Origin of the sequence: Aureimonas sp. SA4125 (assembly GCF_019973775.1) — a bacterium.
GTDB lineage: Bacteria > Pseudomonadota > Alphaproteobacteria > Rhizobiales > Rhizobiaceae > Plantimonas.
Genome location: NZ_AP025033.1, coordinates 78,454 through 103,031 on the forward strand (window position 1 = coordinate 78,454; position 24,578 = coordinate 103,031).

Here is a 24,578-nt window from a genome sequence, read left to right on the forward strand (position 1 = left end):
CCCGCTTGGTCTGCCCGGCAGGGATGCTCGGCCTTCAGGTTGCGCCGGCTCGTGCCGCTCCGCGGTGCGGGGGATGTCTTCGGGAAGAAGACGGAAAAGGACCGGCGAAATGGCCGTGTCCGGCGACCCGAACAGGAGCATTCCATGCATCTCATAAAAGTCGATCCGCGCGCGCTGAAGGAAAACCCCGACCGCGCCCGCCAGACGAAATCCAATCCCCAAGCCGACGCGCTGATGCTGGCGACGATCAAGGCCGTCGGCATCGTGCAGCCGCCGCTGATCGCGCCGGAGACCGGCGGTGGCAACGGCTACATCATCGATGCCGGCCATCGCCGCGTCAGGCTGGCTATCGCCGCCGGGCTCGAGGAGATCGAAGTGCTCGTCGCGGAAGCGGCGAACGACAACGGCGCCATGCGCTCGATGGTCGAGGACATCGCCCGCGAGCCGCTGAATCCGGTCGACCAATGGCGCGCCATCGAGAGGCTCGTCGCGCTCGGCTGGACGGAGGAGGCGATCGGCGTCGCGCTCGGCTTCCCGGTGCGCCAGATCAGGAAGCTTCGGCTGCTCGCCAACGTACTGCCGGTCATGCTCGACCAGATGGCCAAAGGCGATATGCCCGACGAGCGGCAACTGCGCACCATCGCTGCCGCTTCTCCTGACGAACAGGCGGAGGTCTGGAAGAAGCACAAACCGAAGAAGGCCGATCCCCAGGTCTCATGGTGGAGCGTCGCGCAAGCACTGACGAAGACGCGCATGCTGGCGAAGGATGCGAGCTTCGACGACGAGCTCGCAAAGGCCTACGGCATCGTCTGGCAGGAGGATCTGTTCGCGCCCGCCGATGAAGACAGCCGCTACACGACCGACACCGAGGCCTTCCTCGGCGCGCAGAACGAATGGATGGCGAACAACCTACCGAAGCGCGGCGTTCTCGCCGAGACGACGCAGTGGGGCGAGGTCAAGCTGCCGCCAAAGGCCGAACGCATCTACGGCAAGCCGGGCAAGGCTGATCACTCGGCCTGGTATCTCGACCGAGAAGGCAAGGTCCAGTCGGTCGCCTACCGCATGCCGGAGCAGAAGAAGCCGAAGGGCAAGACAGGTAGCGCTGCGGGCGACACCACGACCGACGAAGCGGCGACCGCAGACGCTGTCGTGACGACAAAGCCGCGCCCGGACGTGACGCAGAACGGCCGTGCAATGATCGGCGACTTCCGCACCGACGCGTTGCACGAGGCGCTCGCCCGAGCTCCTATCGAGGACGACACGCTGATGGCGCTGCTCGTGCTGGCCTTCGCCGGGTCGAACGTCTCTATCGCGTCCGGGGCTTGCGACAATCCCTACGGCCATGCCCGCCTGGAGCGGCACGGGGTCCGCTTGATTGGCGAGGACGGCAAACTCTCCTTCGACCGTGAGACGCTGAGCCAGGTCGTGCGCAGCGTGCTGATCGACGTGTTCTCGGCCCGCGAAAACCGCTCCGACAGCGGCATCGTCGCGCGCGTCGCCGGCGATGCGATCGGCGCCGACAGCTTCCTGCCGAACATGGGAACGGAGGACTTTCTATCGTGCCTGTCGCGTTCGGCGCTCGAGGCGTCATGCCGGGACACGCCGGTCCTCCCGCGGGCTCGAGTCCAGGAAACGCGCTCAGCGCTGGTCGAGCATTTCAAGGAGGGGCGGTTCGTTCACCCGGCGGCGCAGTTCGCGCCCGGCGCCGAAGCGCTGGCCGAATGGATGGCGCGGAACAGGGTTTTGGCCGAAGAGCATGACAGCACCGAGAAGGTTGGCGGAGTCTCCAATCCGGCCGAGCTGGGCAGCGACGACCCGGTGGATGACATCGCCGATGTCGCCGGAGAGGATGCCGAGGAGGACCATGCACCCCCGACCGAGGACGACATCGAGCCCTTCCGCGAAGCCGCCGAGTAGGGCGCACTCACTCTTCTCGTTCCAAAGGATTACCGCCGCCGGCACCCCTGCCGGCGGCGATTCTGTTTCCAGCCACTCCCAAGGAAAACACCATGTCCGCACAGCACATATACGACTTTGCCCCTCTCGGCTCGATCGTCCGCTATAGCGACGGCACGCCACAGCCGCCGGCTCGCCACACGCGAAAGCGCGCGGTTTGGGAAACCACCAACAATGCCGGGTGTTTGATCCGCAAGCAGCAGGGCAGGCGGGGCGGCGTCGAGGGATTTCTAGCGACCTTCACCCTTCGTACCGGCGATATCGCAACGTGCGGAATCATCGTCGTCAAGGTGCTTCGGACGTTCGACGTCCGAAGCCGCCTCACCTTCACGGTTGTCGAACAGGCGCTGATCGGCTCGGTGCGCGTCCTCTCCGGCGAGGGTGACGATCGGGAGCTCCTCAATCTCGCCGAGGATCCCGCAGCCGCCGAGCGGTGGCGCGAGCTCAGCGGTTATCGCCAAGCGGTGCTCGAAGCGGTGGCGGCCGACGAGCTTGCCGTAGAATTCGTCGAGGGGAGGGCCGTCGCATGAACTCCCTGCCCTCGAACGAGACATCTGTGGTCCGACCCGGCGATGGTCCGGACGCCGTCTACGGCAGAACAGCGGACAGGCTCCTCGCCGCCAGGATCGGGGAGGATGACGCCTTCGCCATGGTGCCGTGTTCCGGCAAATACTCCGTTTTTTCCGCATGGCGTCTTCGTCGCCCGATAGACGAGTGGAAGCGATCCGACTTCTACGTCCGCTTCGGCGCGGTTTCCGACGAGACGGCGTTTCGTGCGCGGGTCGAGGAGCAGGCCGAGCACCGGCGCGAGCTGAAACGGCTGAATCGGCAGACGATCGCATCAAGGGACAGCACGCACTGGGGCACTTCCGAGGGCGCGACCGTCCACGCCGAAGGCATCGTCCGACACACCACGACCGGCCATGGCGGGTTCTATCTGACGCCTGAGCGAAACGCCGACGTAATCCCGAGCCTCCGCCGCAATGATGGCTGGTAAGAGGAAGACTGCGAATGGGCGATCGTCGCGCTGTCCTTCCCCGAGCACTTCACGGCCTATGAGCGCCGATGCGCCGAAGAGACGGTCCGCCACTGCTGGCCGGACGAGTGGCAGGCCTTGTTCGGCCGAGCCCTCGCGCCCGGCGAGTCCACCGTGAAGGACCGCCGAGCCTTCGAGCGTGAGCATGCCGGTGCCTGGATCGCGGTCTCTGCCATCCGATCCGACCATGAGGCAGGCATGACGGAGGTGATCGCGACGCGCGGCGGGAAGCGAAGCGCTGGCAATCCGGAGCGACGCTTCCTCGTGCCGTCGCAGGAGTATGGCGGCAGCGGTGGCCGTTTCGGCTTCGTGGGGTCACTGCAAGAAAGTGACCTCCGTGTACGCTAGATTCGAACGGAGCATGAACGCTGTTTCGTTCATGCCGCGAGGATCGACGGCTTGGTTCTAAGCGGCCGCAACTCGCCCGGCGCCGGCTGGTTGTCGGCATCCCAGGCGTAATCGCCGGTGAACGACAGGTGCTCCCACCCGAGCGGCGCGACGTGACGCATCGTGTCAGGTCCCACGCCGAGGTCGGCCGCCGCGAGTCCGAGATAACGCGTGTTCCACAAGATCACCGCCGCGACGATGAGGTTCAGTCCGGAGGCGCGATAGGCCTGGTTCTCGAAGGTGCGGTCGCGCAGCTCACCGAGCTGGCAGAAGAAGATGCCTCGCGCGAGCGCGTTCCGAGCCTCGCCCTTGTTCAAGCCGCCCTGCGCGCGCCGGCGCAGATCGAGGTCGCGCAGCCAGTTCAGCATGAAGATCGAGCGCTCGAGCCGGCCCACCTCGCGCAATGCCACCGCCAGCCCGTTCTGGCGCGGGTAGGCGGACAGTTTCCTGAGCATGGCCGACGCGGTCACCGTCCCCGAGCGGATCGAGGTTGCCACGCGCAGCAACTCGTCCCAGTGCTGGGCGGCGTGCGCAATGTCGATCGGGCCGCCGGCGTCGACCATCGGTGCGAGCAGCGGATCGATGTTCATTCCGGGCGGTAGATGCAGCCGTCGGTCCTTGAGATCGCGCAGGCGCGGCGCGAAGCGGTACCCAAAGAAGGGCATGAGGCCGAATACGTGATCGGAGGCGCCGCCGGTATCGACCGCGTGTTCCTCGATCGTCAGCCCGGACTGGTGGTAGAGAAGCCCGTCGAGCACGTGCGGCGCCTCGCCGGCGGTCGCAGCGATCACCTTGGTGTGGAACGGCCCGTATTGGTCGGAGACGTGGGTGTAGAACGACACGCCTGGCTCATTGCCGTGGCGCGCGTTGACGTCGGCGATGGCCTCGCCTGGGCCGCCGGCGAAGAAGTGCTGCCCGTCGGAGCTCGCCTTGGTGCCGTCGCCCCAAACTTGAGCGAGCGGCAGCGAGCGGTGCGCGTCGATGAGGCGCGCAAGCGCTTCCGCATAAGCCGCCTCGCTGACGTGCCAGTCGTGGATCAGGGCGAGCTGTCGCAGGCTCGCGCCCCGGCAGGTCTCCGACATGCGGGTGAGCCCTAGATTGATGCCGTCGGCGAGCACGCAGGTAAGGAGCGCGGCGCGATCATCGCAGGCCCGCCCAGTCCGCCTGTGGGTGAAGCAGTCGGAGAAGCCGGTCCAACCGTCGACGTCGAGCAGTACATCGGTGATCCGCGCTCGCGGTAGCCGGTCGTAAAGGGCCTGTCTGACGGATTTGACTGCGGGTGGCGTCGTGGCGCGCAACGGCGCGATCGTCAGCCCCGTTTCGTCCAGGCGAACATCGGGCAGCTCGCCAGCCCGGGTGCGCACTGCCACCGCCGCGGCCGCCTCCTCGAGCCGGGCGCGGCGCTCGGCCAGGTGGTCTTCGAACCTGGGCGCGACTGCGAGCGGCAGCGGACCCGCCGCCTTCAGCGCCTCAAATGTCGGTTTCGGCAGCAGGTAGTCATCGAAGGCGCGGTAGCGGCGCGAGTGGGCAACCCAGATGTCGCCGGCGCGCAGTCGCTCTCGCAGTTCCGAGAAGGCGCACAGCTCGTAAGCCGCTCGATCGACGGCGCCTTGGCTAACGACGAACGGGCGCCAGCGCCGCGACACAAACCTGAGCGGCGGCGAGGCCGGCAGTTTGCGCTTGCCGGCGGCATAGGTGGCGCGGATGAGTTCGAGCGCGGCCATAAGGTCCTTGACCGCGGCCGAACCCTCGAACGCGAATGTCTCGAGAAGCCGAGGTCCAAACACCCTGACGCTCTTGTGGCGCACAACGAGCTCAGCGGTGGGGTCTATAAGCTCCGGTCCGGACAGCGCCTCGGCGTGCGCAACGGCGACTTCGAAGCGAGCCCATCCCACCTTGGCGGCGACGGCAACGTCGAGATCCTCTTCCCGCCGGCGCGCCTCGATCATCGCTCGACCCGAGAGCGCAAACACGCGCAGGTCACTTTGCACCTCGCGCATCGACCGCGCCGCGCGCTCGTCGGCCTTGCGCTCCGCCGCGCGTCCGAGCGAGGCCATGAGCTTCTCGAACATGGTGAGCGTAGCGTCGGTCAGCGCCTCTTCGAGCGCGATCGCGGCGGCCGCAAGCATGGCGTGGCGCCTGAGTGGGTTCAGGCCGGCAAGGTGTTGTGCTGCGATCCGGACCGCCTCGTCCGCCAATCGTTCGAACACCGGAGGCGGCAACGCGCCTGCGCGCATGCGATCGATCCCGAGGGCGCGTACGTGGTGCAGACGCTCGATGAGCCTGGGCACGTTCTTCGGCGCCGGCGACTGCGGCGCGTTCCTTAGCCACCCGAGCCAGGTGAGCCTGCCCGTTGTACGCGGGTCCAGCAGAGCGTCCATGCGCCCGAGCGTCGCTTCGTCGAGGCCGGTGGTCAGCACCTCGTGGCCCAAGCGCTCGGCGCGCTGCCGCGCGCCCCGGATCACCGCCTCGAGCACGAGCAGCGACGGAAGGGACACGCGTTTGCGGCGAAGCTCCTCGACGAGAATGCCGGCAAGCTGGCCGGGACGGATGATGGTCTGAGCGGCGGCCGTCAGGAACGAAACCGCCGCGTGCGCGGCCGCGCGATCGAACGACGAGTAGCCACCCGCCCGCATGATCTCGCCGAGGTGGACCCGCCGGGTGGCGGTGCGATGCGCGTATTCGCCGAACGCCGACGCCAGTACCCCGAGCTGGCGTGCGACGTAGGCGAGCACGGCATCTGGCGGGGTCTCGCCGGCTTCGAGCACGCGCCCGGGAAAGCGCAGGTAAAGGAGCACGAGCGCGTAGCCGAGCCGGTTGGCATCGCCGCGCTTGGCGGCGACCTGCGTCAGATCCTCGCCTCCCAGCGTGTAGTGGCGGGCGATCTCGCGCTCGTCGGTGGGCGGCTCCAGGTGGCGTGCCCATAGATCATCGCTCAGCAGCCGTCGCCTTGCCATCGGCTTTCTCCCCCGCCCAGGGCGAGCAGCTTACGCCAACTCACCGAGGAATGGAGTCGAAGGGCGCGAACCAGCGGCCTGCAACGGTCCGTCAAACCTCCGTCTTCCGGCCAGCCTCCAAGTTGTCCGGCAACGTATGTTGACAACGGCAAAGCGGACGCGATGATTGACGGACAGGAAAACGGACGAAAGGCAAGACATGTGGCGCTGATCGGTTATGCGCGAGTGTCGACCGCCGAGCAGAACCTCGCCCTGCAGCGCGACGCGCTCGCCGGCGCTGGCTGCGAAACCGTGTTCGAGGATCATGCTTCGGGCGCCAAGGCCGAGCGGCCGGGCCTCGCCGATGCGCTCGTGCATCTGCGCCGCGGCGACGCGCTGATTGTGTGGAAGCTCGACCGGCTGGGCCGCTCGATGGCGCATCTCATCGACACGGTTCGTCGGCTCGAGATCAAGGGTATCGGCTTCCGCTCCTTGACCGAGGGCGTCGACACCACGACGCCCGGCGGCACGCTCGTCTTCCACATCTTCGGGGCGCTCGCGCAATTCGAGCGCGACCTGATCCGCGAACGCACGAATGCCGGGCTCAAGGCAGCTGAAGCGCGCGGCAGGAAGGGCGGCAGAAAGCCGGTCGTCACGCCCGATAAGCTGACCCGGGCCCGCGCGCATCTCGCCGCCGGGCTGACTGTGCGCGAGGCTGCGGCAAGGGTGAAGGTAGGCAAAACTGCCCTTTATGAAGCGATCAGCGGCACAGCGGGTGGATCAAAAAAGTGAGTTCATGGTCCGTTCGCATCTAGCGTACACGGAGGTCACTTTCTTGCAGTGACCCCTTCGTCATCGACGAGGCGCGGCATGCCCACTATGACGGCCAGTCCAGCTTCGTCGGCTGGCAGGGGCGAACACTGCCATGACATCCGCCACGGGAGGGCTCGCGCGGTTTCTGGTGCCCTCCTTCATGGTGCTGGCGGTGCATCATCGACGCTGGACGGCAACGAATGCCAGTGCGATCCGAGATGGCAAGCCGAGATAACTCCCACAGGTCGGCTGCGGTATCGGGGCGATCCGGTGCCTTCGAGAGGTCGGAAGCTTGGAGTTGCCCGATCAACGTGCGAGCGGTTCGAAGGAGGAAGCAGCTCTGGCCACGATGCGCTCCCTGTCGGAACCTCGTCCGGCGGTTCATCGCCCCTGCCGGCCTGTCCTTCGGTTTGCTGCGGTCTGAACCGGCGGCCGTGCGCTTCAAGGCCGCGTGCCGCGCCGCGGGGCGGCCGGTTCCCGCCGATCTCGCAAAGCGGGTCCGCGTCCCACGCAAGGGCCAAGAGCCCTGCTTGGCCGCAAGCCCGCTCCGCTCGCCTGGCAGGTCCCGGACCCTGAAGCGCCCGTCTTCCGCCGGTTCCTTTTGACCGCACCGAAGGACAGACCGGCAAGGGCCGGAACCGCTTCGGGACGATCAAGAAAGGATCACACCATGGCCAAGGCTACCCGCTCCACCGCTTCCGCCGCTCGCGTCGTCCAATTGCGCAAGGGTACGACCCTCGAAATGGTCCGGCTCGCCTGCCCAGATGCCCATCAGGCCGGCCTCATCTCCGAAAGCTTCGGCCTGCCGCTCCTCGACAGCGACGGCATTCGCGATCTCCACGAGCGCTTGCTGATCGAAACCGCCGACGCGATGAAGGAGGGCATCAGCGACCGGGCGATGCAGATCCACCTCCAGCGCATCGTTGGCGCCTATGTCGGCTCGGCCCACGGCGCCGGACAGTTCTACTCCAGAGCGGTAACCGAGGCACGCGATCTCACGGCTAAGCTCGCCAATGACATTCGCGACGAGGACCTCGACGGGCCGGTCGGCTTCCAGAGTTCCGCGCAGCGCAAGCGCGAATTCGCCGCCGACATGGGTCTTCAGTCCCACGCGTTGCGCATGGCCGCCGAAGGGGCGGTTACGGCCTACGAGCAAATCGTCGGAGAGCGCTGGAAGCCCTTCGAACGCCAGGTTGAGAACCCCGGCGCCACCGTCGACCGGAAGGCGGCCGACCTTCAGATGGCAGCGCTCGGCTGAGGCGCCAAATGGCGGGGCTTTGGCCCCGCTTCTCTCCCACGAACGCTTAGGCAACGGCGCTGCGCATTTTTCGGAGCTGTAGTAATGTAGAGTGTGCCATCTACACCGGTATCAAAACTTATCTACACCGAGGTCGCCATGCCAATCAACGTCGCGCGCTTCAGTAGAAGATGGTCGCGACCTTGGCAAAGACCTCGTCCATGATCGCCGATGGTAGGCTTTCCACTCTGCGGCCGTTGCGTGCGTTGAGGTCGAGGACGCGGGGCTGATCGCAGCGCACCACCCCGGTGGTCTGGATCCCGTCGAGTAGCACGGCAATTCCGAGGCGACGCGCAAAGTCGCCGCTGTTCGTGATCGGCGCGATGACCGGCAGGTTGGTGGCTTGGTTGAAATCGTCGGGGGAGACAATGACGACCGGGCGACGCTTGCGCTGTTCACTGCTTCGAGTTGGTTCCAGATGCCGCCATGCCGATCGACATCGACAATCCGTGGAATTTGCGGCAACTCGTGCCGCCGACATCAGACGTGCGGCGCTGGTTCAGAAAGCGGCTGGACTGCCAGGCGCAAGCCCATCGCACGAAGAACAGCGTTCAGGCTACGCAGCTCGGGGTTCCCCTTCTCCGAAAGGGTGCGGTAGAGTTGCGTCGCGTTTAGCTCGGCCGCTTTGGCAACTGCCGGCAAACCCCCGAACGCTTTGGTCATTTGCCTGATTGTCACCAGCAGTTCGCCTTGGTCGCCATCCATCAGGATCGCATTGAGCGTGGCGGCAGCCATCGCCGGATCGTCCCGGAACAGATCGGCCATTGCGTCGTCATGACTGCGGTCTTTCATCGTCATTGCTCCTTCAATCGACACGGCTTTGCCAGTCGCGCCAATAGTCACACGCCCGGCCTATGTCGGCGGCCTGTGTCCGCTTGGTGCCGCCGCACAGGAGCAGCATGACCGTCTTGCCCGATCGGGCGTAATAGATCCTGTATCCTGGGCCGACATCAATGCGCAGTTCATGCACACCATCGCGAAGCGGTTTGAAATCGCCGAAGTTGCCGTCTTCGAGTCGGTTCAGGCGTCGAATGATCGCGGCCTTGGCCTGCACGTTGCGGAGCTTGCGCAGCCAGCCGGCAATCAGGTCGTCGCCGTCTTGGGTCAAGTAATGCCGAACATCGAACATACTACCCATATTCGTTTATAAACGAATAGCTTGCAAGCCGTATTTTCGCCTTTGAAGATGATGTTGCGGGACTTGCAGAGTGTTCCGGCGCTTGGCATTGGAACATCGCAACGACGCTGATGCCTTGTAGCGCCCATCGCAGCCCGTCCCGGCGGGCGGCCTTGCCGGGGTCGGGTTCCGGCGCAACGGCTTTGCCGTCCTCCTCTTCGTTCTTGCCCTTCACACCCCTCGCTGCGCTCGGCCGCGCGCGGGTGCGCCGTCTCCCTGAACGCCCCGGCTGACGGACCTCCGTGACGGGGCCGCGATCGGCGCGGCCTCCAGACGGAGGTTCAGGGAAATGAGCAGGAAGCAAGAAAAGACGCGCACCGACATCTACGCACAGATCACAGACCGGATCATCGCGGATCTGGAAAAAGGCGTGAAACCCTGGATGCAGCCGTGGAGTGCGGCCAACGCTTCGGGCCGCATCACCCGGCCGCTGCGCCACAACGGCGAGCCCTATTCCGGCATGAACGTCCTGCTGCTCTGGTCGGAGGCCGTCGCCCGAGGCTTTGCCTCGCCGACCTGGATGACGTTCAAGCAAGCGACCGAGCTCGGCGCTCATGTCCGAAAGGGCGAGAGCGGCTCGACCGTTGTCTTCGCCAGCCGCTTTACCAAGACCGAGGGCGACGGCGCTGGCGGCGAGGTGGAGCGCGACATCCCCTTCGTGCGCGCCTACACCGTCTTCAACGTCGACCAGATCGACGGGCTGCCGGAGTGCTATCACGCGCCCACCTTGCCCGTCCCCGATCCTGTCGCACGCATCGCCGAGTCGGACCGGTTCTTCGCCAACACCGGGGCAGTCATTCGGCATGGCGGTACGAAGGCGTTCTATGCGCCGGCCTCAGATCATATCCAGATGCCGCCCTTCGAGGCGTTCCGCGACGCGGCCTCCCATGTTGCCGTTCTCGGCCATGAGGCAACCCACTGGACGGCGCCGTCCCACCGTGTCGGCCGCGATCTCTCCCGCTACCACAAGGACCGCAGCGATCGCGCCCGCGAGGAACTCGTCGCCGAGCTCGGGAGCTGCTTCCTCTGCGCCGATCTCGGCATCGTGCCGGAGCTCGAGCCGCGCGAGGATCATGCGAGTTACCTCAACGCCTGGCTGAAGGTACTGTCCGGCGACAGACGTGCGATCTTCGCGGCAGCCGCCCATGCGCAGCGGGCCGTCGCTTTCCTGCACAGCCTGCAACCGGCTGCGGTTGAGAAACGGGAGGCCGCATGATGCCACAACCGTCGATCTCACCATCGCGAGGGGACTGCGCCGCGCCGTGGCCGATGGTCGATAGCTGGCACGAGTGGAGAGGGCGGTACATGTGCCGATGCGCCAACGCCGCCTTGAGGTTCGACCGGCGAGGGCGGGATCTCTAGCCCGCATTATGCACGCCTATTTGGATCGGGGCGGATTTTCTGCGGCCATTCTCCCGGCTTTTCCGATTTTTCGACGGCCTCGACGCGCGTCATCGGTCCGGCGGGTTGCTGGATTGCAGGGTGGAGCGGTTTGCGGGTTGCCGGGAGGGATTGAGGTCAGGGGGCCGTCGTCGCCCCGCCGCTCATGTGACCAGACGGGGAATGCGCGCTAGGGCAACCGGAATGATTGCCTGTGCCGGGTATGACGTCGGCAGGTGAATCCTGATTATCGTCTTCAGTTCGACGATGCGGGCGGCGATTTTGATGAGACGCAGACGCAGCGTGTCGAACTGCAAGGCACGCCAACTCGACCGCTTCGGCATGGAGACGCGCAAGCCCCAGAGGATCCAGTAGGCTCCGGCGTGGAGGAAGAGACGCAATTGGTTGGCTGTGGCTTTGGTGCAGGAGGTGCGGTCGGCGGCGAGATGCGTTTTCCAGGATTTGATGTGGTTCTCGGCCTGACCGCGCCGGCAATAATTGTCCTGATAGAGAGCTCGGGGCTTGCCCTCGAGGCTGGTGACGACGAAGCGTGTGTCGGGTCCCTGGGGGCCGACTTCGACGCGGGCGATGATGCGCTCGACCCGGCTCCAACTTTTGGCGCCGTCATGAAAGGACGTGAAGCGCCGCAGTTTCTCGCAAGCCGGCGCCGCCTCGAAGAGCTTGTGCGGTGCGAGCTTCGAGGTCGAGGATATGGCGGCGCAAGGTCGTGGTCGGAGCGACGCCGAGGATGTAGTCGATGCCGTTGGCGCGGCACCAGTCGAGAACCTCGGGGCAGCAATAATGACTATCGGCGCGCAGCAGGATTTCGGTTCTCGGCCAGTTGGCCCGGATACAGCGGAGCAGGCGGCGCAGAAACGGCTTGATCTCGCGGCCGCTCGGGCGTTTGGCCGGACGCAGAACGGCTGTTACGAAGCGGCCCTCGCCGTCGAAGACGACGATGGGCTGGAACCCGTATTCGTCGTGATGGGCGTTGAAGAGACGCAATTGCTGGCCGCCGTGAACGGCATCGAAGGTGTCGTCGATATCGAGCACGATCCGTTTCGGCACCTGTTTGAAGGACGCGCAATACAGGTCGATCATGGCTCGTCCCATCCGCAGCAAGGCCCGCGGATCGGGCAGGTTCTCCAGCCGGGAGATGGTCGATTGCGAGCAGAGTTCCCGATCGGAGGGGGCAAGATCGAGCGCCATCTTGAACATCGGATCGCTTCAAAGGGCCGATGCGTCGTTGCCGTCCTCGTATCCCGCTGCGATCATCAGCATGCGAAAACGGATGATGTCGGCGAGGCTGTGCGTGATCAATGTGGGATCGCGCGGATCGCACACACACAAAGCCAGTCGATCGGCCACCTTCAGGCGCTGTTCGGCCTCGCGCAGCAGCAGCAATCCGCCATCGGACGACAGGCACCCACCATCGAATTTGGCCACAACGGTCTTGCCGGAGACCGGTGACAGGCCGGGCAGCATCGGGTTAAGATCGCGCATGGCGGATGTGGTCTCGCGGAAATGGCGCTGTTTGGTCTCGACACCCAATTCATACGACGTTTCAAAAGCTTGCGCTACATCCGCCTACCGCCGGTGAATTATCCGGGCTAGCAAACTAGAGGTGGTCCCGGTTTTCAGACCATCCAGCGGCGGATTTAGAGTGGAACGCGGTTGTGGTTATGCCGCCAGTTTCTCATCGGCCCAGCTCATCGCATAGGCTTCGTTCGGTGTCGCGTCATGTAGGCTCGAATGCGGCCTCTCGGCATTATAGTAGCTGATCCACGAGCCGATCCCATGCCGGGCTTCGGAGCCCGTCTCGAACGCATTCAGGTAGACGCATTCGTATTTCAACGACCGCCAGAGCCTCTCGATGAACCGATTGTCGATCCAGCGACCTCTGCCATCCATCGAGATCCTGATCCCGGCCGCCTTCAGCTTGTCGGTGAAGTCGGCGCTGGTAAACTGCGAGCCTTGGTCGGAGTTGAAGATCTCCGGTCTGCCGAAGCGGGCCATGGCCTCCTCCAGCGCCTCGATGCAGAAGCCGACGTCCATCGTATTCGACAGCCGCCAGGCCAGCACCTTCCTTGTCGCCCAGTCCATAATCGCCACGAGATACAGAAAGCCTCGCCGCATCGGGATGTAGGTGATGTCTGTGCACCAGACGTGGTTCGGCCGCTCGATCGTCAGTTCCCGCAGGAGATAGGGATAGATCCGGTGCTGCGGGTGCGGCTGGCTGGTTCGCGGCGCCTGGTAGATCGGCGACAGGCCCATCTTGCGCATCAGCCGCCGAACGCGATGACGCCCGACGAGATAACCCTGCCGACGCAGCCAGCGCGCCATCTGCCGAGAGCCATACCATGGCGTCTCCAGGAACTGCTCGTCGATCCGTCGCATCAAAGCGAGGTTCTCGGCGCTCTCGCCCGCGGGCGTGGCGTACAGCGTCGAGCGCGTCAACGACAAAAGACGGCATTGGCGCCGGACGCTGAGACGAGGATGGTCCTTCTCGATGCCTGCCTGCCTTCGATCCCGGCTCATCGACCGAAGGCCTTCTGCAAAAAATCCCGTTCCACAACGAGTTGCCCGATCTTGGCGTGGAGCTTCTCGAATTCCGCATCGCGATCTTGGGCCGTCTCGGCAACGCCGCCCCCGAACGCTGTCGCCATGTTCTCGATGGCCAGGCGCTTCCACTGGCCGACTACATTCGGATGCACCCCGTGCTTCTTCGCCAATTCGGCCAGCGTCAGCTCGCCTCGGATCGCATCCAGCGCGACCTTGGCTTTGAATTCCGCGGAATACCGCGCCCTCTTCGACATGCTCGGATCGTCCTTCTCATCAGGCGATCCACCCTAAATGCTGGTCCGGTTTTCCGGGACCACCTCTGGGAGCGCAGGGCCGCGTCGACAACCGCCATGTCGTCGCCGATATGGACGCCATCATCGCCCTCTGCGGGATAATAGCCGGGCAGCGCCACGGTGATGGCCTCCCCCTTGTAGGCAACGACGAAGGACCGCACCTCACGGCGCAATGTTTCCCCAGTTTCCGGGGAAACCATCGTCTCCGGCAAAGCCTGTTTCGAAGCCACCATGTTCATTTCTCCTTGAAAGACATGACCGTGAACTCGGTGATGACGTCCGCCTGAAACTTCACATACAAAACCATGCCCCGCGCCGGGACATGATAGACGTCCTGCCAGACGCGTTTCGGTGGTGTCAGATGCGATCCGACGGATCCGACGGGTCGCAGAAGGCCTTAGAAGCCTTCCTGCGAGCCGCCTAGTCGCATCGATCGGTCGGGGCGGTATCTTTCCACCCTTGCGAATCCTTGCCACTAAGCAGGCACGCCTATCGCGTCAAACCGTCGCCGGGACCGCTTGCCTGTCCTGGCGCTCTCCGTCAGTAACAGCACGTGCATCTTGCCGGGATTCGCGTTGCGGCTCGGCAAGCCGTCGGAGGTGACGTTGATCAGGCTCCTAGACGCAATGGGACGCGGCTGGTGACGGGTCATCGCTCGCAGCCCGAACGGCATCCCGCCCTGCGGATTTTGCTCCATAAAGGGCGCGATCGACAGCTTTGAGCATGTCGGTGGCGTTCCGGTATCCCGCTCCAGCCGGGATCGTCGCGACGCCGAGGCTCGCGGTCACGATCCCAAACTCGGACCCGGTATGGCGCAAACCCATCGACCGTATCGCTTGCCTAATGGATTCGGCCCGATCCAGAACGCCCTCAGCCGACGTGTTCGGGAGGATGGCGATGAACTCCTCGCCGCCGTAGCGTGCGCCGACGTCCCCGGGACGCCGCAGGCACTGCTTCAAGACGTCGGCGACGAGGCGGAGGCATTCGTCCCCGGCCGGATGTCCATATGTGTCGTTGTAGTTCTTGAAGCGATCGATGTCGAAGAGGATCAAGCCAAGGTCCGTCTTCTCCCTGACAGCCCTGCCGAACTCAGCCTCGAAGCGCTCGTCGAAGGCGCCACGGTTGGTGAGGCCGGTCAAGGCGTCGTTGAAGGCCAGGATCTCCAGGCGGGCGTTTGCCTCCTTCAGCTCCTCCTCGATGATCTTGCGTCTGGTGATGTCCCTCATTACGAGAACGCCGCCGCCGCCCTCTAGCGGTCGCGCGCTGACTTCTATCCAGACCTCGGATCCCTTGGGCCGCCGTGCCCGGAAGCGAATGTCGGACATCGCCTCTCCCGACTGGAGGTTGGCAATAAGCGACTCGACGATCCCGTGGTCCTCAACGACGCTGATCGCCTCCGCTGCGCTCCCGACCAGGTCCTCAGGGCGATGCCCAAGCACATCGAGAGCGGCGGGGGACACGAACGTGAGCATGCCTACCGTGTCGAGGCGCGCGACGACATCTACGGTGTTGTCGGCAAGCAGCTTGTAGATCGCGTCACGTTCGGCCGAGGCTTGCTCAGCCCGACGAGATTCGTCGAGCCTTTCGGCCATCCTGTTGAGCTTGCGCGCGAGGCTGCGGAACTCCGGTGCCTGCCAACTATCGATGGCTACCCGCGCGTCCAGATCGCCCCCGCCGAGTCGTTTTGCCATTTCGCCGAGCTTGCCGAGCGGACGAAGATGCGTCCACGCTCCGAGCCACCATGTCGCCAGACAGGTGAGCAAGGTGACGCCGAGAACCGTTGCCATCGCGCGAAGTGAGTCGTCGTAGACGTGAGCAAGCGCTTGCGTACGCGCGACGCCGACGGTGATGACAAAGCCCGCGGCCTCGGTCACGGCCAAGGGCGCATACCCATAGATCCTGTCCACGCCGTCGAGACCAGCGACTTCTGTCACTCCTCGTCTTCCGTTGCCGATCGCGACCGTAAGCGGATGGTCGGGCATCGGATCCGTCAGGCGCACACCGCCGTTGCCGTCGCCGGTGATAAAGCGGCCGCTCCTGCGATCCAGCATCGATACAACGGTGCCGGTCTCCAAGCCGCCCGGCTCGGCAGACAGGAGCAGGTTCTCCAAGTCGTAGCCAACGAACACCATTCCCGAGCTGCCTGCTTCGCCTGCGGCCATGGCCATGCTGAGCGTCGGGCGTCCCGTCGCACGACCAAAAATGAAGTCGCCGACGACGAACGCGTCGTCTGCCGATGATGCGACCCGACCGAAGACAACCGAGTTTGCATATCGCCGCGGCGTCGACAGCGAGCTGTGGCAGACCAGCGTCTCGTTGCGGTCGACGACGCCGATGCTGTTAAACTGCGGATTGTTTTCGCGAAAGCGCACCAGCGTGGCGGAGCACTCCTCGCCGCCAGCCAGCAAAGTGGCGGGTGCATTCTTCAACGCTTCCAGGAAGATCCGGGCTTCGAGGAAAGATCTGGTGTGACGGCTGGCAGCGAGCTCCGCGGCGGCTTGCACCCTCGCCTGGGTCGACGCGATCTCGTTGCGGAAATCCGATCGGATATCATTGACCATCAGCAGCGTCAGCGGAAGGATCGCGACAGCGATGAGGGCGACAAGCCTCAGGCGGATTCCGATACAGCCAAAAACTGACCGCACTTCGCCTGTCTGCGCGTTCGCGGCATCGATCGCGGAATTATTTCCGGAAGCGGCCGTCCCGGCAACTTCGCCATGGTCCATGCGGGAGCTTTCTAATAAGACCGCAGACGGTACGCCAAGCGGGCAACTTCAAAGGGAGGAAAGAGACGCTCACGCTGTTGTTTGCCGGAGATCAACCCCCTTGTTCCAGAATGCGTTTTGGGCTGACTCCGATAAAGCGGTCGATCTGATCCGGTCTCGACGGCCTGCCGATGAGGTAGCCCTGCGCCTGCATCCACCCGCGAGCGGTGAGCCACTCCAGTTGCGCTTCGGTTTCGACACCTTCGGCCGTCGTTGTCATCGAAAGTGAGCGACCGAGGCTGCCGACGGCTTCGATGATCGCCTCCGATTGATCCGAGATACCGATGTCGCCGACAAAGGAACGGTCCAGCTTGATCTTGTCGAAGGGGAAGGTGCGGAGGTAGCCCAGTGACGAGTATCCCGTGCCGAAATCATCCAGCGCGATGCGGACACCGAGCTCCTTCAGTGCATGGAGAAGCTCGAGATTGGTCTCGCTGTCGTTGAGGAGTACGGACTCGGTAATTTCCAGCTCAAGGCGGCAAGGCGGAAGTCCGGATGCTGCCAGAACGGCCGCGACGCGAAGTGGCAGGCTCCCGCTCCTGAACTGAACAGGCGAGACGTTCACGGCGACGCTGACGTCCTGCGGCAGTGTCGAGGCTTGTCGGCATGCCTGAGCCAGTACCCACTCGCCGATCGGCAGGATCAGTCCGGTTGGACTTGCCCCCTTTTAGTGGAGAGCGTTTTGATTACGCGGCGGCCAGTCGTTCGAACTGGACGGGGCTGATGAAGTCGAGCGCGGAATGGCGCCGGACGGGGTTGTAGAAGCTGTCGATGTAGCGGCCGATGGCCGCCTTCGCCTCGGTCCTGGTCTGGAAGACGGTGCGCCAGACCAGCTCGGATTTCAACGTCTTGAAGAAGGTCTCGACCATCGCATTATCATAGCAGTTGCCCTTGCCGGACATCGAGATCAGCACGTCGTACCTGCGTAGCTCGGCCTGATAGTCGATCGAGCAATATTGGCTGCCGCGGTCAGAATGATGGATCAGGCCGGTTTTCGGGCGGCGCAGGACGAGGGCCTTGCGGAGCGCCTCGAGAGCCAACTCCTTGTGTAGACGATCGCTGACGGCCCAGCCGACGACGCGCCGGGCGAACAGGTCGATGACGACGGCGAGATACAGCCAGCCCTCTCGCGTCCAAACATAGGAGATGTCGGCTCCCCACTTCTCGTCCCGGCGTTCGGTCGCGAAGTCCTGATCAAGGAGGTTCGGCGCGATCGGGAAGGCGTGCAGGCTGTCCGTCGTTCGCTTGAACCGCCGCTTCTGCCGGGCCTTGAGGCCGTTCTCGCGCATCAGGCGCGCTGTCCGACGGCGCCCGATAGCGATCCCCTCGGCCTGGAGTTCATGCCGCATGCGAGGACTCCCATAGGTGCCGTTCGACAACCGAAACGCCGAGCGGACATGCGCCAGAAGCACCATGTCGCGCTGCTGCCGGCGGCAGGCCGGTCGATCCTTCCATGCAAAATAGCCGCTCGAGCTGACGCCGAGGACCTTGCAGAGACGCTGGACGGGGAATTCTTCTTTCGCCGCATCGATGAGTTCGAACCTCACCGACTTCCCTCCCGGGCGAAAAAAGCCATCGCCTTCTTCAGGATGCCACGCTCCTGACGAAGGATCTCATTCTCCCGCCGCAGCCGCTTCATCTCCGCAGCCATGTCCTCGACGCGGTCGGGAGGCGGGCTTTCTATCAAGGCGTCGCGCCGCTTGTCGATCCAGCGCCGCAGTGTCGATAGCCCAACGCCAAGGTCCTCCGCGATCTCGCGCTGCGTCCGGCCGCTCGTCTCAACCAGACGGACGGCTTCCTCCTCGAATTCCTTCGTAAATCGTCGCTGTGTCTTCGCCATGGAGTTCCTCATGCCTCATTGAGAACTCTCCACTTTTCCGGGGCAAGTCCAGGTTGCCTCGGCGAGCGGGATGAACTCAACTGGCGAGACGACGCCACGAACCGGATGCTGCCAACGCAGCAGCGCCTCGAAGCATCGAACGCGTCCGCTCGAGAGATCCATGAGGGGTTGGTAGGCCAGGCTCAACTCGCCGCGCTCCAGCGCCGACAACAGGTCGTGCTTCAGCGCTTGCCGCGTGTGGATTGCTTCCTGCATGGCCGCCTCGTAGAGTCGGGCCGTGCTGCCGCCGTCCGCCTTAGCTTGGTAGAGTGCGATGTCGGCTTCCTTGAACAGCTCCTCTACTTGCTGGCCGGAACGGCGTGTGACGGCGACTCCGACGCTGACACCCGCCTGGAGGTGATCGCCGCCAATCTCGAACGGCTCTTTCATCGTCCCAACGACGCTTTCGGCGAGTTCAAGCGGTGCCACGCCGCTGGCCGATACGGCGTGGATGACCGCGAACTCGTCTCCACCCAGCCGAGCGAGCGGCCCGGCTTTTTCCGTGACCTTCGTCAAGCGCTCCGCGACTTGTTGGAGAAGTGCGTCACCAACGGCGTGGCCGCGGGTGTCGTTGATCTCCTTGAAGTCGTCGAGGTCCAGGACAAGGACCGCGACCTCGGCGCCATCGCTGCGAGAGAGCGTCTCCTTCAGCGTTTCGTTGAACTTCATGCGGTTGGGTAGTCCCGTCAGGAAGTCGTGATGGGCGACATGGGTGATGTTCTCCTGGGCGCGTTTCTGCTCCGTAACGTCACGCGCCGCTGCCAGGAGGCGGCCGGGCTTGCCGTCGGCTTCCCGGATTGGCCCCAGATGCACGTCCCACCATCGCGGTGGTCCGTCGGCAGGAGCGTAGGGTAAGGAGAAGCGGCATCCGCAGCCCTGCGATGCGACAAGAACGGCGTCGGCGATGTGGGGTGCGTACTCACGTGGCCAGAGATTCGACCAGTGTCTGCCGATGACCTTGGCATGCGTATCGATGCCAGCAGCCCGCAGCGCATGATGATTCATGAACTGGATGTTTCCGGCGATGTCGAGCACGGTGATGCAGTCCGAGCTGCTTTCGAGAACGCTCCGGGAGAACGCTTCGCTCTGTCGAAGTGCCTCAATGGCGAGCATGCGTTCGTGGATGTCCTCGCAGGTGCCGTACCAGCGCGCTATCGACCCGTCTGGAGAGCGCTTCGGCGCCCCTTCTGCACGAAACCAGCGATAGCTGCCGTCGCGCTGACAGATGCGATAATCCACTGTCACAGGCGCGCCGCTCTCCAGGCATGCATGCCAAATCCGTGCCGTGGGTTCAAGGTCGTCGGGATGCAGCGCATCTAGCCATCCGTGGCCGAGCGCTTCCTGACGGTAAGCGTCATCCCGGCTCCACCTTTCGCGCTGTGGCCTGACAGGCGAGTCTGACGATCTTGAAGAGGATCGTTCTGTGTCTGGATTTGACATTACGCTTAAGCCGATGCGCCGGGTCGAGGTGATCAACGGGGCTGGGGGACGGCGTCGCTGGTCGGCGGACGACAAGGCACGGATCCTGGAGGAGACCTTGGTGTCAGGCGCGGCGGTTTCGGAAGTGGCCCGTCGGCACGGGCTATTGCCGCAGCAGATTTTTGGGTGGCGGCGTGAGGCACGCCGTGTGTTCGATGCGGGCTCGGCGGCCTCGCCGGCTTTCGTGCCCGTCATCGTCGAACCGCCCTCGAGTGTCGTGCCGCACAATTCGCCGAAGCCGCCGCGCCGCAAGCGGGCTGCGGCTCGAAGCGGCGGCGGGATCGAACTGGAGCTCTGTGGCGTCGTTGTTCGCATTGGCCCCGACGCGAGCCCAACGACGATAGCGGCGGTGATCTCGGCGCTGAAGTGTGGTTCGTGATCGGGCCGACGGGCGCGGTCCGGGTGATGGTGGCAACCAAGCCCGTCGACTTCCGCAAGGGCGCGGAAGGACTGGCGGCGCTGGTGCGCGAGACGATGGGCGCCGATCCATTCTCGGGCACGGTCTACGTCTTCCGGGCCAAGCGGGCCGACCGGATCAAGCTGGTATTCTGGGACGGCACCGGCGTGGTGCTGGTCGCCAAGCGGCTGGAGGACGGCCAGTTCCGCTGGCCGAAGGCCCAGGACAGCGTCATGCACCTGACCGCGGCGCAGCTATCGGCGCTGCTCGAAGGCCTCGACTGGCGCCGAGTCCACGAGGTCCAGACCAGCCGCGTCCCGTCGTCATCAGGCTGACCTCTGGGGACACAAAAGCCTGTTGCCGCAGGCGTTGGGAGGTGATTCACTTCTGGCATGACACCCGCTGCCGACACGCTTCCCGACGATCCCGGCACGCTCAAGGCGATGCTGATCACCGAGCGTCTGCGGGCTGAACGTCTCGAGCAAATCATCAAGGAATTGCAGCGCCACCGCTTCGGACGCCGGGCCGAGACGCTGCCGGAAGATCAGCTTCTGCTGGGCCTCGAAGAGGTCGAGCAGGCCGCAGCCGATGACGAGGCGGCCGCAGAGGCCGCGGCTCCGGACGTTCGGACAGAGCGCGCCGCCAAGCGCCGGGCAAATCGAGGCTCGCTGCCTGCCCACCTGCCTCGGATCGAGATGGTCGTCGACATCGAGGACAAGGCCTGCCCGTGCTGCCGCCATGCCCTGCATGTCATCGGCGAGGACGTCGCCGAGCGGCTCGACATCGTGCCGGCCCAGTTCCGGGTGCTCGTCACCCGTCGGCCCCGCTATGGCTGCCGGGCCTGCGAGGGCGTTGTCGTCCAGGCGCCGGCGCCGGCACGGCTGATCGAGGGCGGCATGCCCACCGAGGCTACCGTCGCCCACGTCCTCGTCTCCAAATTTGCCGACCATCTGCCGCTCTATCGCCAGGCGCAGATTTACGCCCGCCAGGGCGTCCATCTCGACCGCTCGACGCTCGCCGACTGGGTCGGTCGAGCTGCCTTCCTGCTGCGTCCCATCCACGAGCGGCTGTTGGGCCACCTCAAGGCATCATCGAAATTATTTGCTGACGAGACCACGGCGCCGGTGCTCGATCCCGGTCGCGGCCGGACAAAGACCGGGCAGCTCTTCGCCTATGCCCGGGACGATCGGCCATGGCAGGGCGGCGACCCGCCCGCCGTTGCCTATGTCTATGCGCCCGACCGCAAGGCCGAGCGGCCCATCGCCCATCTCAAGGGGTTTGCCGGCATCCTCCAGGTCGACGGCTATGGCGGCTACAAGGTGCTGGCCGAGAAAGGGGATGTCCGGCTCGCCTTCTGTTGGGCGCATGTCCGCCGACGGTTCTACGAACTCGCCGCCGCCGGCCCCGCACCGATCGCGGCCGAGATGCTGGAGCGCATCGCTGCGCTCTACCGGATCGAGACCGAGATCCGGGGACGACCGGCCGAGGTCCGCCGTCACGCACGCCAGGAAAGAACGAGGCCCGTCCTCGACGCGATCGAGCTATTCCTGCGCGAGAAGCTCGCGCTCATCAGCCAGAAGACCAAGCTCGCCGAGGCGATCCGCTACACGCTCTCACGTTGGGAAGGCCTTTGCCTCTTTACAGGCGACGGCCGTGTGGAAATCGACAACAACACCGTCGAGCGCTCGATCCGCCCGCTGGCCCTGACCCGTAAGAACGCCCTGTTCGCAGGCTCCGACGGCGGGGCCGGCCACTGGGCCGTCATCGCTTCGCTGATCGAAACCTGCAAGCTCAACGGCGTCGATCCACAGGCCTACATGACCGCCGTCATCACGCTGATCGTAAAGGGCCATCCCAACAGCGGCATCGATGATCTCATGCCATGGCAGTTTAGGCCCACGGACGCGCTCGCCGACGTGGCTTGAGGACGACGCTTACTCCTGACGAGACATTCCTGTCACTGCACCCATCGGCTGCTCACGTCTACGATCGCGCCATCGGGATCGGCGCTCCACGGTATGCGCGGGTTCAGTTCCACCACATGACGATAGCGGTCCTCGCTCTCGCGCAGCGCCTCGTCGGCCCTCTTCGCCGTGGTGATATCCCTGAGCACGCCGATCATCCGCCGGGTCGTGCCGTCCGCTTCGTGAAGAGGCTCGCCGCGGCTGGACACCCATCGCGTGATGCCTTGCGTATCGACGATCCTAAATTCGACGTCGAAGGCACTTTCGCTTGTCATACCAACGAGTGACGGTTCTGACTCGTATGGGATTCCCAATCCTGTCCCGATCTGAATCATGGTGGCAAACGGAGGTTTGCCATGACGACGCCCATTCCCCTTCGTGCCGATTTCGACGGTCTCGGCCTGCGCTGGCTTGCGCGGGAGACCAAGGACGCCAACCAGGCTCGCCGTCTTCTGGCGTTGGCTGCGATCTACGAGGGCGGCTCACGCACCGATGCGGCCCGGATCGGCAGCGTCACCGTGCAGATCGTGCGCGATTGGGTCGTACGGTTCAACGAACGTGGTCCGGCAGGGCTCGTCAACGTCAAGGCGCCGGGCAGTCCCTCCAAGCTGAACGATGCGCAGCGCCAGGCGCTGGCGCAGATCGTGGACAGCGGTCCAATCCCGGCAATCCACGGCGTCGTTCGCTGGCGGCGCAAGGACCTCGTGCGGTGGATCTTCGAGGAATTCCGCATCTCGCTGGATGAGTCCACGGTCGGACGCGAGTTGAGGGCGCTCGGCTTTGCCAAGCTGTCGGCCCGTCCGCGCCATTATGCGCAGAACGAGTTCGAGGTGGAGGCTTTCAAAAAAGCTTCCCAGCCGAGCTGGCGACCATCCAGGCCCAACTCCCGCAGGGCACCGAAATCGAGCTCTGGTGGGCTGACGAGGCTCGGATAGGTCAGAAGAACAAGATCACCCGCCGCTGGGCCAGACGCGGCACGAGGCCCTCCGCCCCGCACGACCAGCGCACGATGTGGGCCTACATCTTCGGCGCCGTCTGCCCGAAGAAGGGCAAGGGCGCCGGCCTTGTCCTGCCCTATTGCGACACCGGCGCGATGAACCAGCACTTGGCGGAGATCTCACGTGCCGTCGATCCCGGCGCTCATGCCGTGCTGATCCTGGACCGCGCTGGCTGGCACATGACGCCCAAGCTCGTCCTGCCCGCCAACATCACGCTGCTCTTCCTGCCACCTCGCGCCCCTGAGCTGAACCCGGTCGAGAACGTCTGGCAGTTTCTGCGCGACAACTGGCTCTCCAACCGCATCTTCACCGACTACGACGACATCGTCGCCCACTGCTGTGACGCCTGGAACAAGCTCGTCGATCAACCTTGGAAAATCATCTCCATCGGCATGCGCGATTGGGCGCATCAGTTCTGATCAGCGCTCGTTGGTATCACCGCCGACATCGCGCGGTCGTGGACGTGAGTGTCGTCGCGATGGACGTGCCGTCGGAACAGCTCGTAATGCGGTGTAATTTCGTCGGGCTCGTAGCCAAGCAGGCGATATAGACCGACGGACCAACGGCCGATTCCCGTGAGGCGATCGTATTCCCAACTCCCCGATGCGCTCCCGTTCTCTACCTGCGATAGGAGTTGCCGTTGAGTCGAGAGTTCGCTTTCCCGAGCAGCCTGCTCCGAACGAAGTTCGAGATCGGAACGGTGCCGTCGAAGTTCACCGACAACGGCAGCAGCAAGCTGTTTGAGGACCTCCGCTTCCCGGCGAGTGATGGATCGGGGCTTGCTGTCGATGACGCAGACCGAACCGAGACGGACGCCAGGACTGAGGATCAAGGGTGCGCCCGCATAGAAGCGGATGAATGGCTCACCCGTCACCAGCGGATTGCCGGCGAAGCGCTCGTCTTCAAGTGCGTCCGGAACGACCAGCACCGCGTCGCTTAGGATTGTCTTGTTGCAGAAGGCGACGTCACGCGTCGTACCGTCGATATCAAGACCACACTTGGCCTTGAACCACTGGAGGTCGTGGTCAAGGAGGCTGATGAGCGAGATCGGCACGCCGAACACAGTCTGCGCCATTTGGCATAGGCGGTCGAACTCGGGCGAAGGATCGGTGCCGAGAATTTCCAAGTTGTAAAGTGCTTGCAGGCGCTCAGCCTCGGAGGCCGATTTGGAGCTCAAGCATCCAACTGCCGTCAGTTGCCCGAGTGGTTTCGTCATGCAGTCGGATCCTTGCCTACCACTCGTAACAGATGCCAAAACA

At 64.5% G+C, this 24,578-nt stretch carries 21 protein-coding genes and 3 pseudogenes; 11 read left to right on the forward strand and 13 right to left on the reverse strand.

Annotated features, from left to right (window positions below):
* Positions 1-144 precede the first annotated feature (144 nt).
* The 3 genes from Sa4125_RS23865 (at position 145) to Sa4125_RS23875 (ending at position 2,953) form a co-directional block, all read left to right on the forward strand.
* Entirely contained in the window at positions 145-1,917 is a 1,773-nt protein-coding gene (locus Sa4125_RS23865) for a ParB/RepB/Spo0J family partition protein (RefSeq protein ID WP_224008336.1), read from the forward strand.
* Between the two features lie 92 nt (positions 1,918-2,009).
* Positions 2,010-2,486 carry a hypothetical protein gene (locus Sa4125_RS23870; protein WP_224008339.1) on the forward strand — a complete coding sequence of 159 codons (477 nt, stop codon included), beginning with the start codon at positions 2,010-2,012 and terminating at the stop codon, positions 2,484-2,486.
* The gene (locus tag Sa4125_RS23875) at positions 2,483-2,953 is read left to right on the forward strand and encodes a hypothetical protein (protein ID WP_224008342.1); all 471 of its coding nucleotides are present in this window, start codon (positions 2,483-2,485) and stop codon (positions 2,951-2,953) included. The genes Sa4125_RS23870 and Sa4125_RS23875 overlap by 4 nt, the downstream gene beginning before the upstream one ends.
* Before the next feature lie 416 nt (positions 2,954-3,369).
* On the opposite strand, the gene Sa4125_RS23880 is transcribed toward Sa4125_RS23875, so the two are convergent.
* Entirely contained in the window at positions 3,370-6,336 is a 2,967-nt protein-coding gene (locus Sa4125_RS23880) for a Tn3 family transposase (protein WP_224008345.1), read from the reverse strand.
* A 201-nt stretch (positions 6,337-6,537) separates the two neighbouring features.
* Between Sa4125_RS23880 and Sa4125_RS23885 the strand changes: the two genes are divergently transcribed.
* The 3 genes from Sa4125_RS23885 (at position 6,538) to Sa4125_RS23890 (ending at position 8,386) form a co-directional block, all read left to right on the forward strand.
* Positions 6,538-7,107, forward strand: a complete 570-nt coding sequence (locus tag Sa4125_RS23885; protein ID WP_224008348.1) for a recombinase family protein — start codon at positions 6,538-6,540, stop codon at positions 7,105-7,107.
* A 133-nt stretch (positions 7,108-7,240) separates the two neighbouring features.
* Positions 7,241-7,363, forward strand: a complete 123-nt coding sequence (locus Sa4125_RS24275; RefSeq protein ID WP_267461384.1) for a hypothetical protein — start codon at positions 7,241-7,243, stop codon at positions 7,361-7,363.
* Between the two features lie 435 nt (positions 7,364-7,798).
* Entirely contained in the window at positions 7,799-8,386 is a 588-nt protein-coding gene (locus tag Sa4125_RS23890; protein ID WP_224008350.1) for a hypothetical protein, read from the forward strand.
* A 160-nt stretch (positions 8,387-8,546) separates the two neighbouring features.
* Here Sa4125_RS23890 and Sa4125_RS23895 read toward each other — a convergent pair whose 3' ends face one another.
* From Sa4125_RS23895 to Sa4125_RS23905, 3 genes are read right to left on the reverse strand one after another with little or no spacing between them, the layout of a single operon-like run.
* A complete protein-coding gene (locus tag Sa4125_RS23895) occupies positions 8,547-8,906 on the reverse strand; it encodes a type II toxin-antitoxin system PemK/MazF family toxin (RefSeq protein WP_224008352.1) in 360 nt (119 codons plus the stop codon).
* Complete coding sequence (locus tag Sa4125_RS23900) at positions 8,906-9,217, reverse strand: addiction module antidote protein (RefSeq protein ID WP_224008355.1); 312 nt, start codon at positions 9,215-9,217, stop codon at positions 8,906-8,908. The genes Sa4125_RS23895 and Sa4125_RS23900 overlap by 1 nt, the downstream gene beginning before the upstream one ends.
* A gap of 13 nt (positions 9,218-9,230) precedes the next feature.
* Positions 9,231-9,554 carry a type II toxin-antitoxin system RelE/ParE family toxin gene (locus Sa4125_RS23905; protein ID WP_224008358.1) on the reverse strand — a complete coding sequence of 108 codons (324 nt, stop codon included), beginning with the start codon at positions 9,552-9,554 and terminating at the stop codon, positions 9,231-9,233.
* A gap of 337 nt (positions 9,555-9,891) precedes the next feature.
* On the opposite strand from Sa4125_RS23905, the gene Sa4125_RS23910 reads away from it, so the two are divergent.
* On the forward strand, positions 9,892-10,818 hold the full coding sequence (locus Sa4125_RS23910) for a zincin-like metallopeptidase domain-containing protein (protein ID WP_224008361.1): 927 nt from the start codon (positions 9,892-9,894) through the stop codon (positions 10,816-10,818).
* A gap of 328 nt (positions 10,819-11,146) precedes the next feature.
* Here Sa4125_RS23910 and Sa4125_RS23915 read toward each other — a convergent pair.
* The 7 genes and pseudogenes from Sa4125_RS23915 to Sa4125_RS23945 form a co-directional block, all read right to left on the reverse strand.
* Positions 11,147-12,485: pseudogene (locus tag Sa4125_RS23915) on the reverse strand (IS1380 family transposase).
* 177 nt (positions 12,486-12,662) lie between these two features.
* Positions 12,663-13,798, reverse strand: a protein-coding gene (locus Sa4125_RS23920; RefSeq protein ID WP_223998800.1) for an IS3 family transposase whose coding sequence is annotated in 2 segments (ribosomal slippage) — positions 12,663-13,531 and positions 13,531-13,798 — 1,137 coding nt in all. Because the reading frame shifts where the segments join, the coding sequence is not laid out codon by codon here.
* A 274-nt stretch (positions 13,799-14,072) separates the two neighbouring features.
* A pseudogene (locus tag Sa4125_RS23925) lies at positions 14,073-14,183 on the reverse strand (type II toxin-antitoxin system MqsR family toxin); the annotation flags it as partial.
* A 271-nt stretch (positions 14,184-14,454) separates the two neighbouring features.
* The gene (locus Sa4125_RS23930) at positions 14,455-16,563 is read right to left on the reverse strand and encodes a diguanylate cyclase (protein WP_224008364.1); all 2,109 of its coding nucleotides are present in this window, start codon (positions 16,561-16,563) and stop codon (positions 14,455-14,457) included.
* 91 nt (positions 16,564-16,654) lie between these two features.
* A pseudogene (locus Sa4125_RS23935) lies at positions 16,655-17,254 on the reverse strand (EAL domain-containing protein); the annotation flags it as partial.
* Between the two features lie 34 nt (positions 17,255-17,288).
* Positions 17,289-18,442 (reverse strand): IS3 family transposase gene (locus Sa4125_RS23940; protein ID WP_223999062.1). Its coding sequence is split into 2 segments (ribosomal slippage): positions 17,289-18,178 and positions 18,178-18,442, totalling 1,155 coding nucleotides; the frame shifts between segments, so codons are not numbered across the junction.
* A gap of 15 nt (positions 18,443-18,457) precedes the next feature.
* Positions 18,458-19,921: a GGDEF domain-containing phosphodiesterase gene (locus tag Sa4125_RS23945; RefSeq protein ID WP_224008368.1), complete on the reverse strand. Its 1,464-nt coding sequence runs from the start codon at positions 19,919-19,921 to the stop codon at positions 18,458-18,460.
* On the opposite strand from Sa4125_RS23945, the gene Sa4125_RS23950 reads away from it, so the two are divergent.
* Genes Sa4125_RS23950 through Sa4125_RS23960 form a run of 3 tightly spaced genes read left to right on the forward strand, consistent with a single transcriptional unit; the run spans position 19,905 to position 22,282 of the window.
* Positions 19,905-20,339, forward strand: coding sequence for a transposase (locus Sa4125_RS23950; RefSeq protein ID WP_224000735.1), 435 nt, complete (start codon positions 19,905-19,907; stop codon positions 20,337-20,339). The two genes, Sa4125_RS23945 and Sa4125_RS23950, sit on opposite strands and share 17 nt — an antisense overlap.
* Positions 20,336-20,692 carry an IS66 family insertion sequence element accessory protein TnpB gene (tnpB, locus tag Sa4125_RS23955; protein ID WP_224000737.1) on the forward strand — a complete coding sequence of 119 codons (357 nt, stop codon included), beginning with the start codon at positions 20,336-20,338 and terminating at the stop codon, positions 20,690-20,692. The genes Sa4125_RS23950 and tnpB overlap by 4 nt, the downstream gene beginning before the upstream one ends.
* Positions 20,693-20,749: 57 nt before the next feature.
* A complete protein-coding gene (locus Sa4125_RS23960) occupies positions 20,750-22,282 on the forward strand; it encodes an IS66 family transposase (RefSeq protein ID WP_224000747.1) in 1,533 nt (510 codons plus the stop codon).
* 32 nt (positions 22,283-22,314) lie between these two features.
* On the opposite strand, the gene Sa4125_RS23965 is transcribed toward Sa4125_RS23960, so the two are convergent.
* Positions 22,315-22,656: a PAS domain S-box protein gene (locus tag Sa4125_RS23965; protein WP_224008371.1), complete on the reverse strand. Its 342-nt coding sequence runs from the start codon at positions 22,654-22,656 to the stop codon at positions 22,315-22,317.
* 21 nt (positions 22,657-22,677) lie between these two features.
* On the opposite strand from Sa4125_RS23965, the gene Sa4125_RS23970 reads away from it, so the two are divergent.
* Positions 22,678-23,738 (forward strand): IS630 family transposase gene (locus Sa4125_RS23970; protein ID WP_224008374.1). Its coding sequence is split into 2 segments (ribosomal slippage): positions 22,678-23,158 and positions 23,158-23,738, totalling 1,062 coding nucleotides; the frame shifts between segments, so codons are not numbered across the junction.
* Here the strand turns inward: Sa4125_RS23970 and Sa4125_RS23975 are convergent.
* Positions 23,729-24,535, reverse strand: coding sequence for a GAF domain-containing protein (locus tag Sa4125_RS23975; RefSeq protein WP_224008377.1), 807 nt, complete (start codon positions 24,533-24,535; stop codon positions 23,729-23,731). The two genes, Sa4125_RS23970 and Sa4125_RS23975, sit on opposite strands and share 10 nt — an antisense overlap.
* Positions 24,536-24,578: the final 43 nt, after the last annotated feature.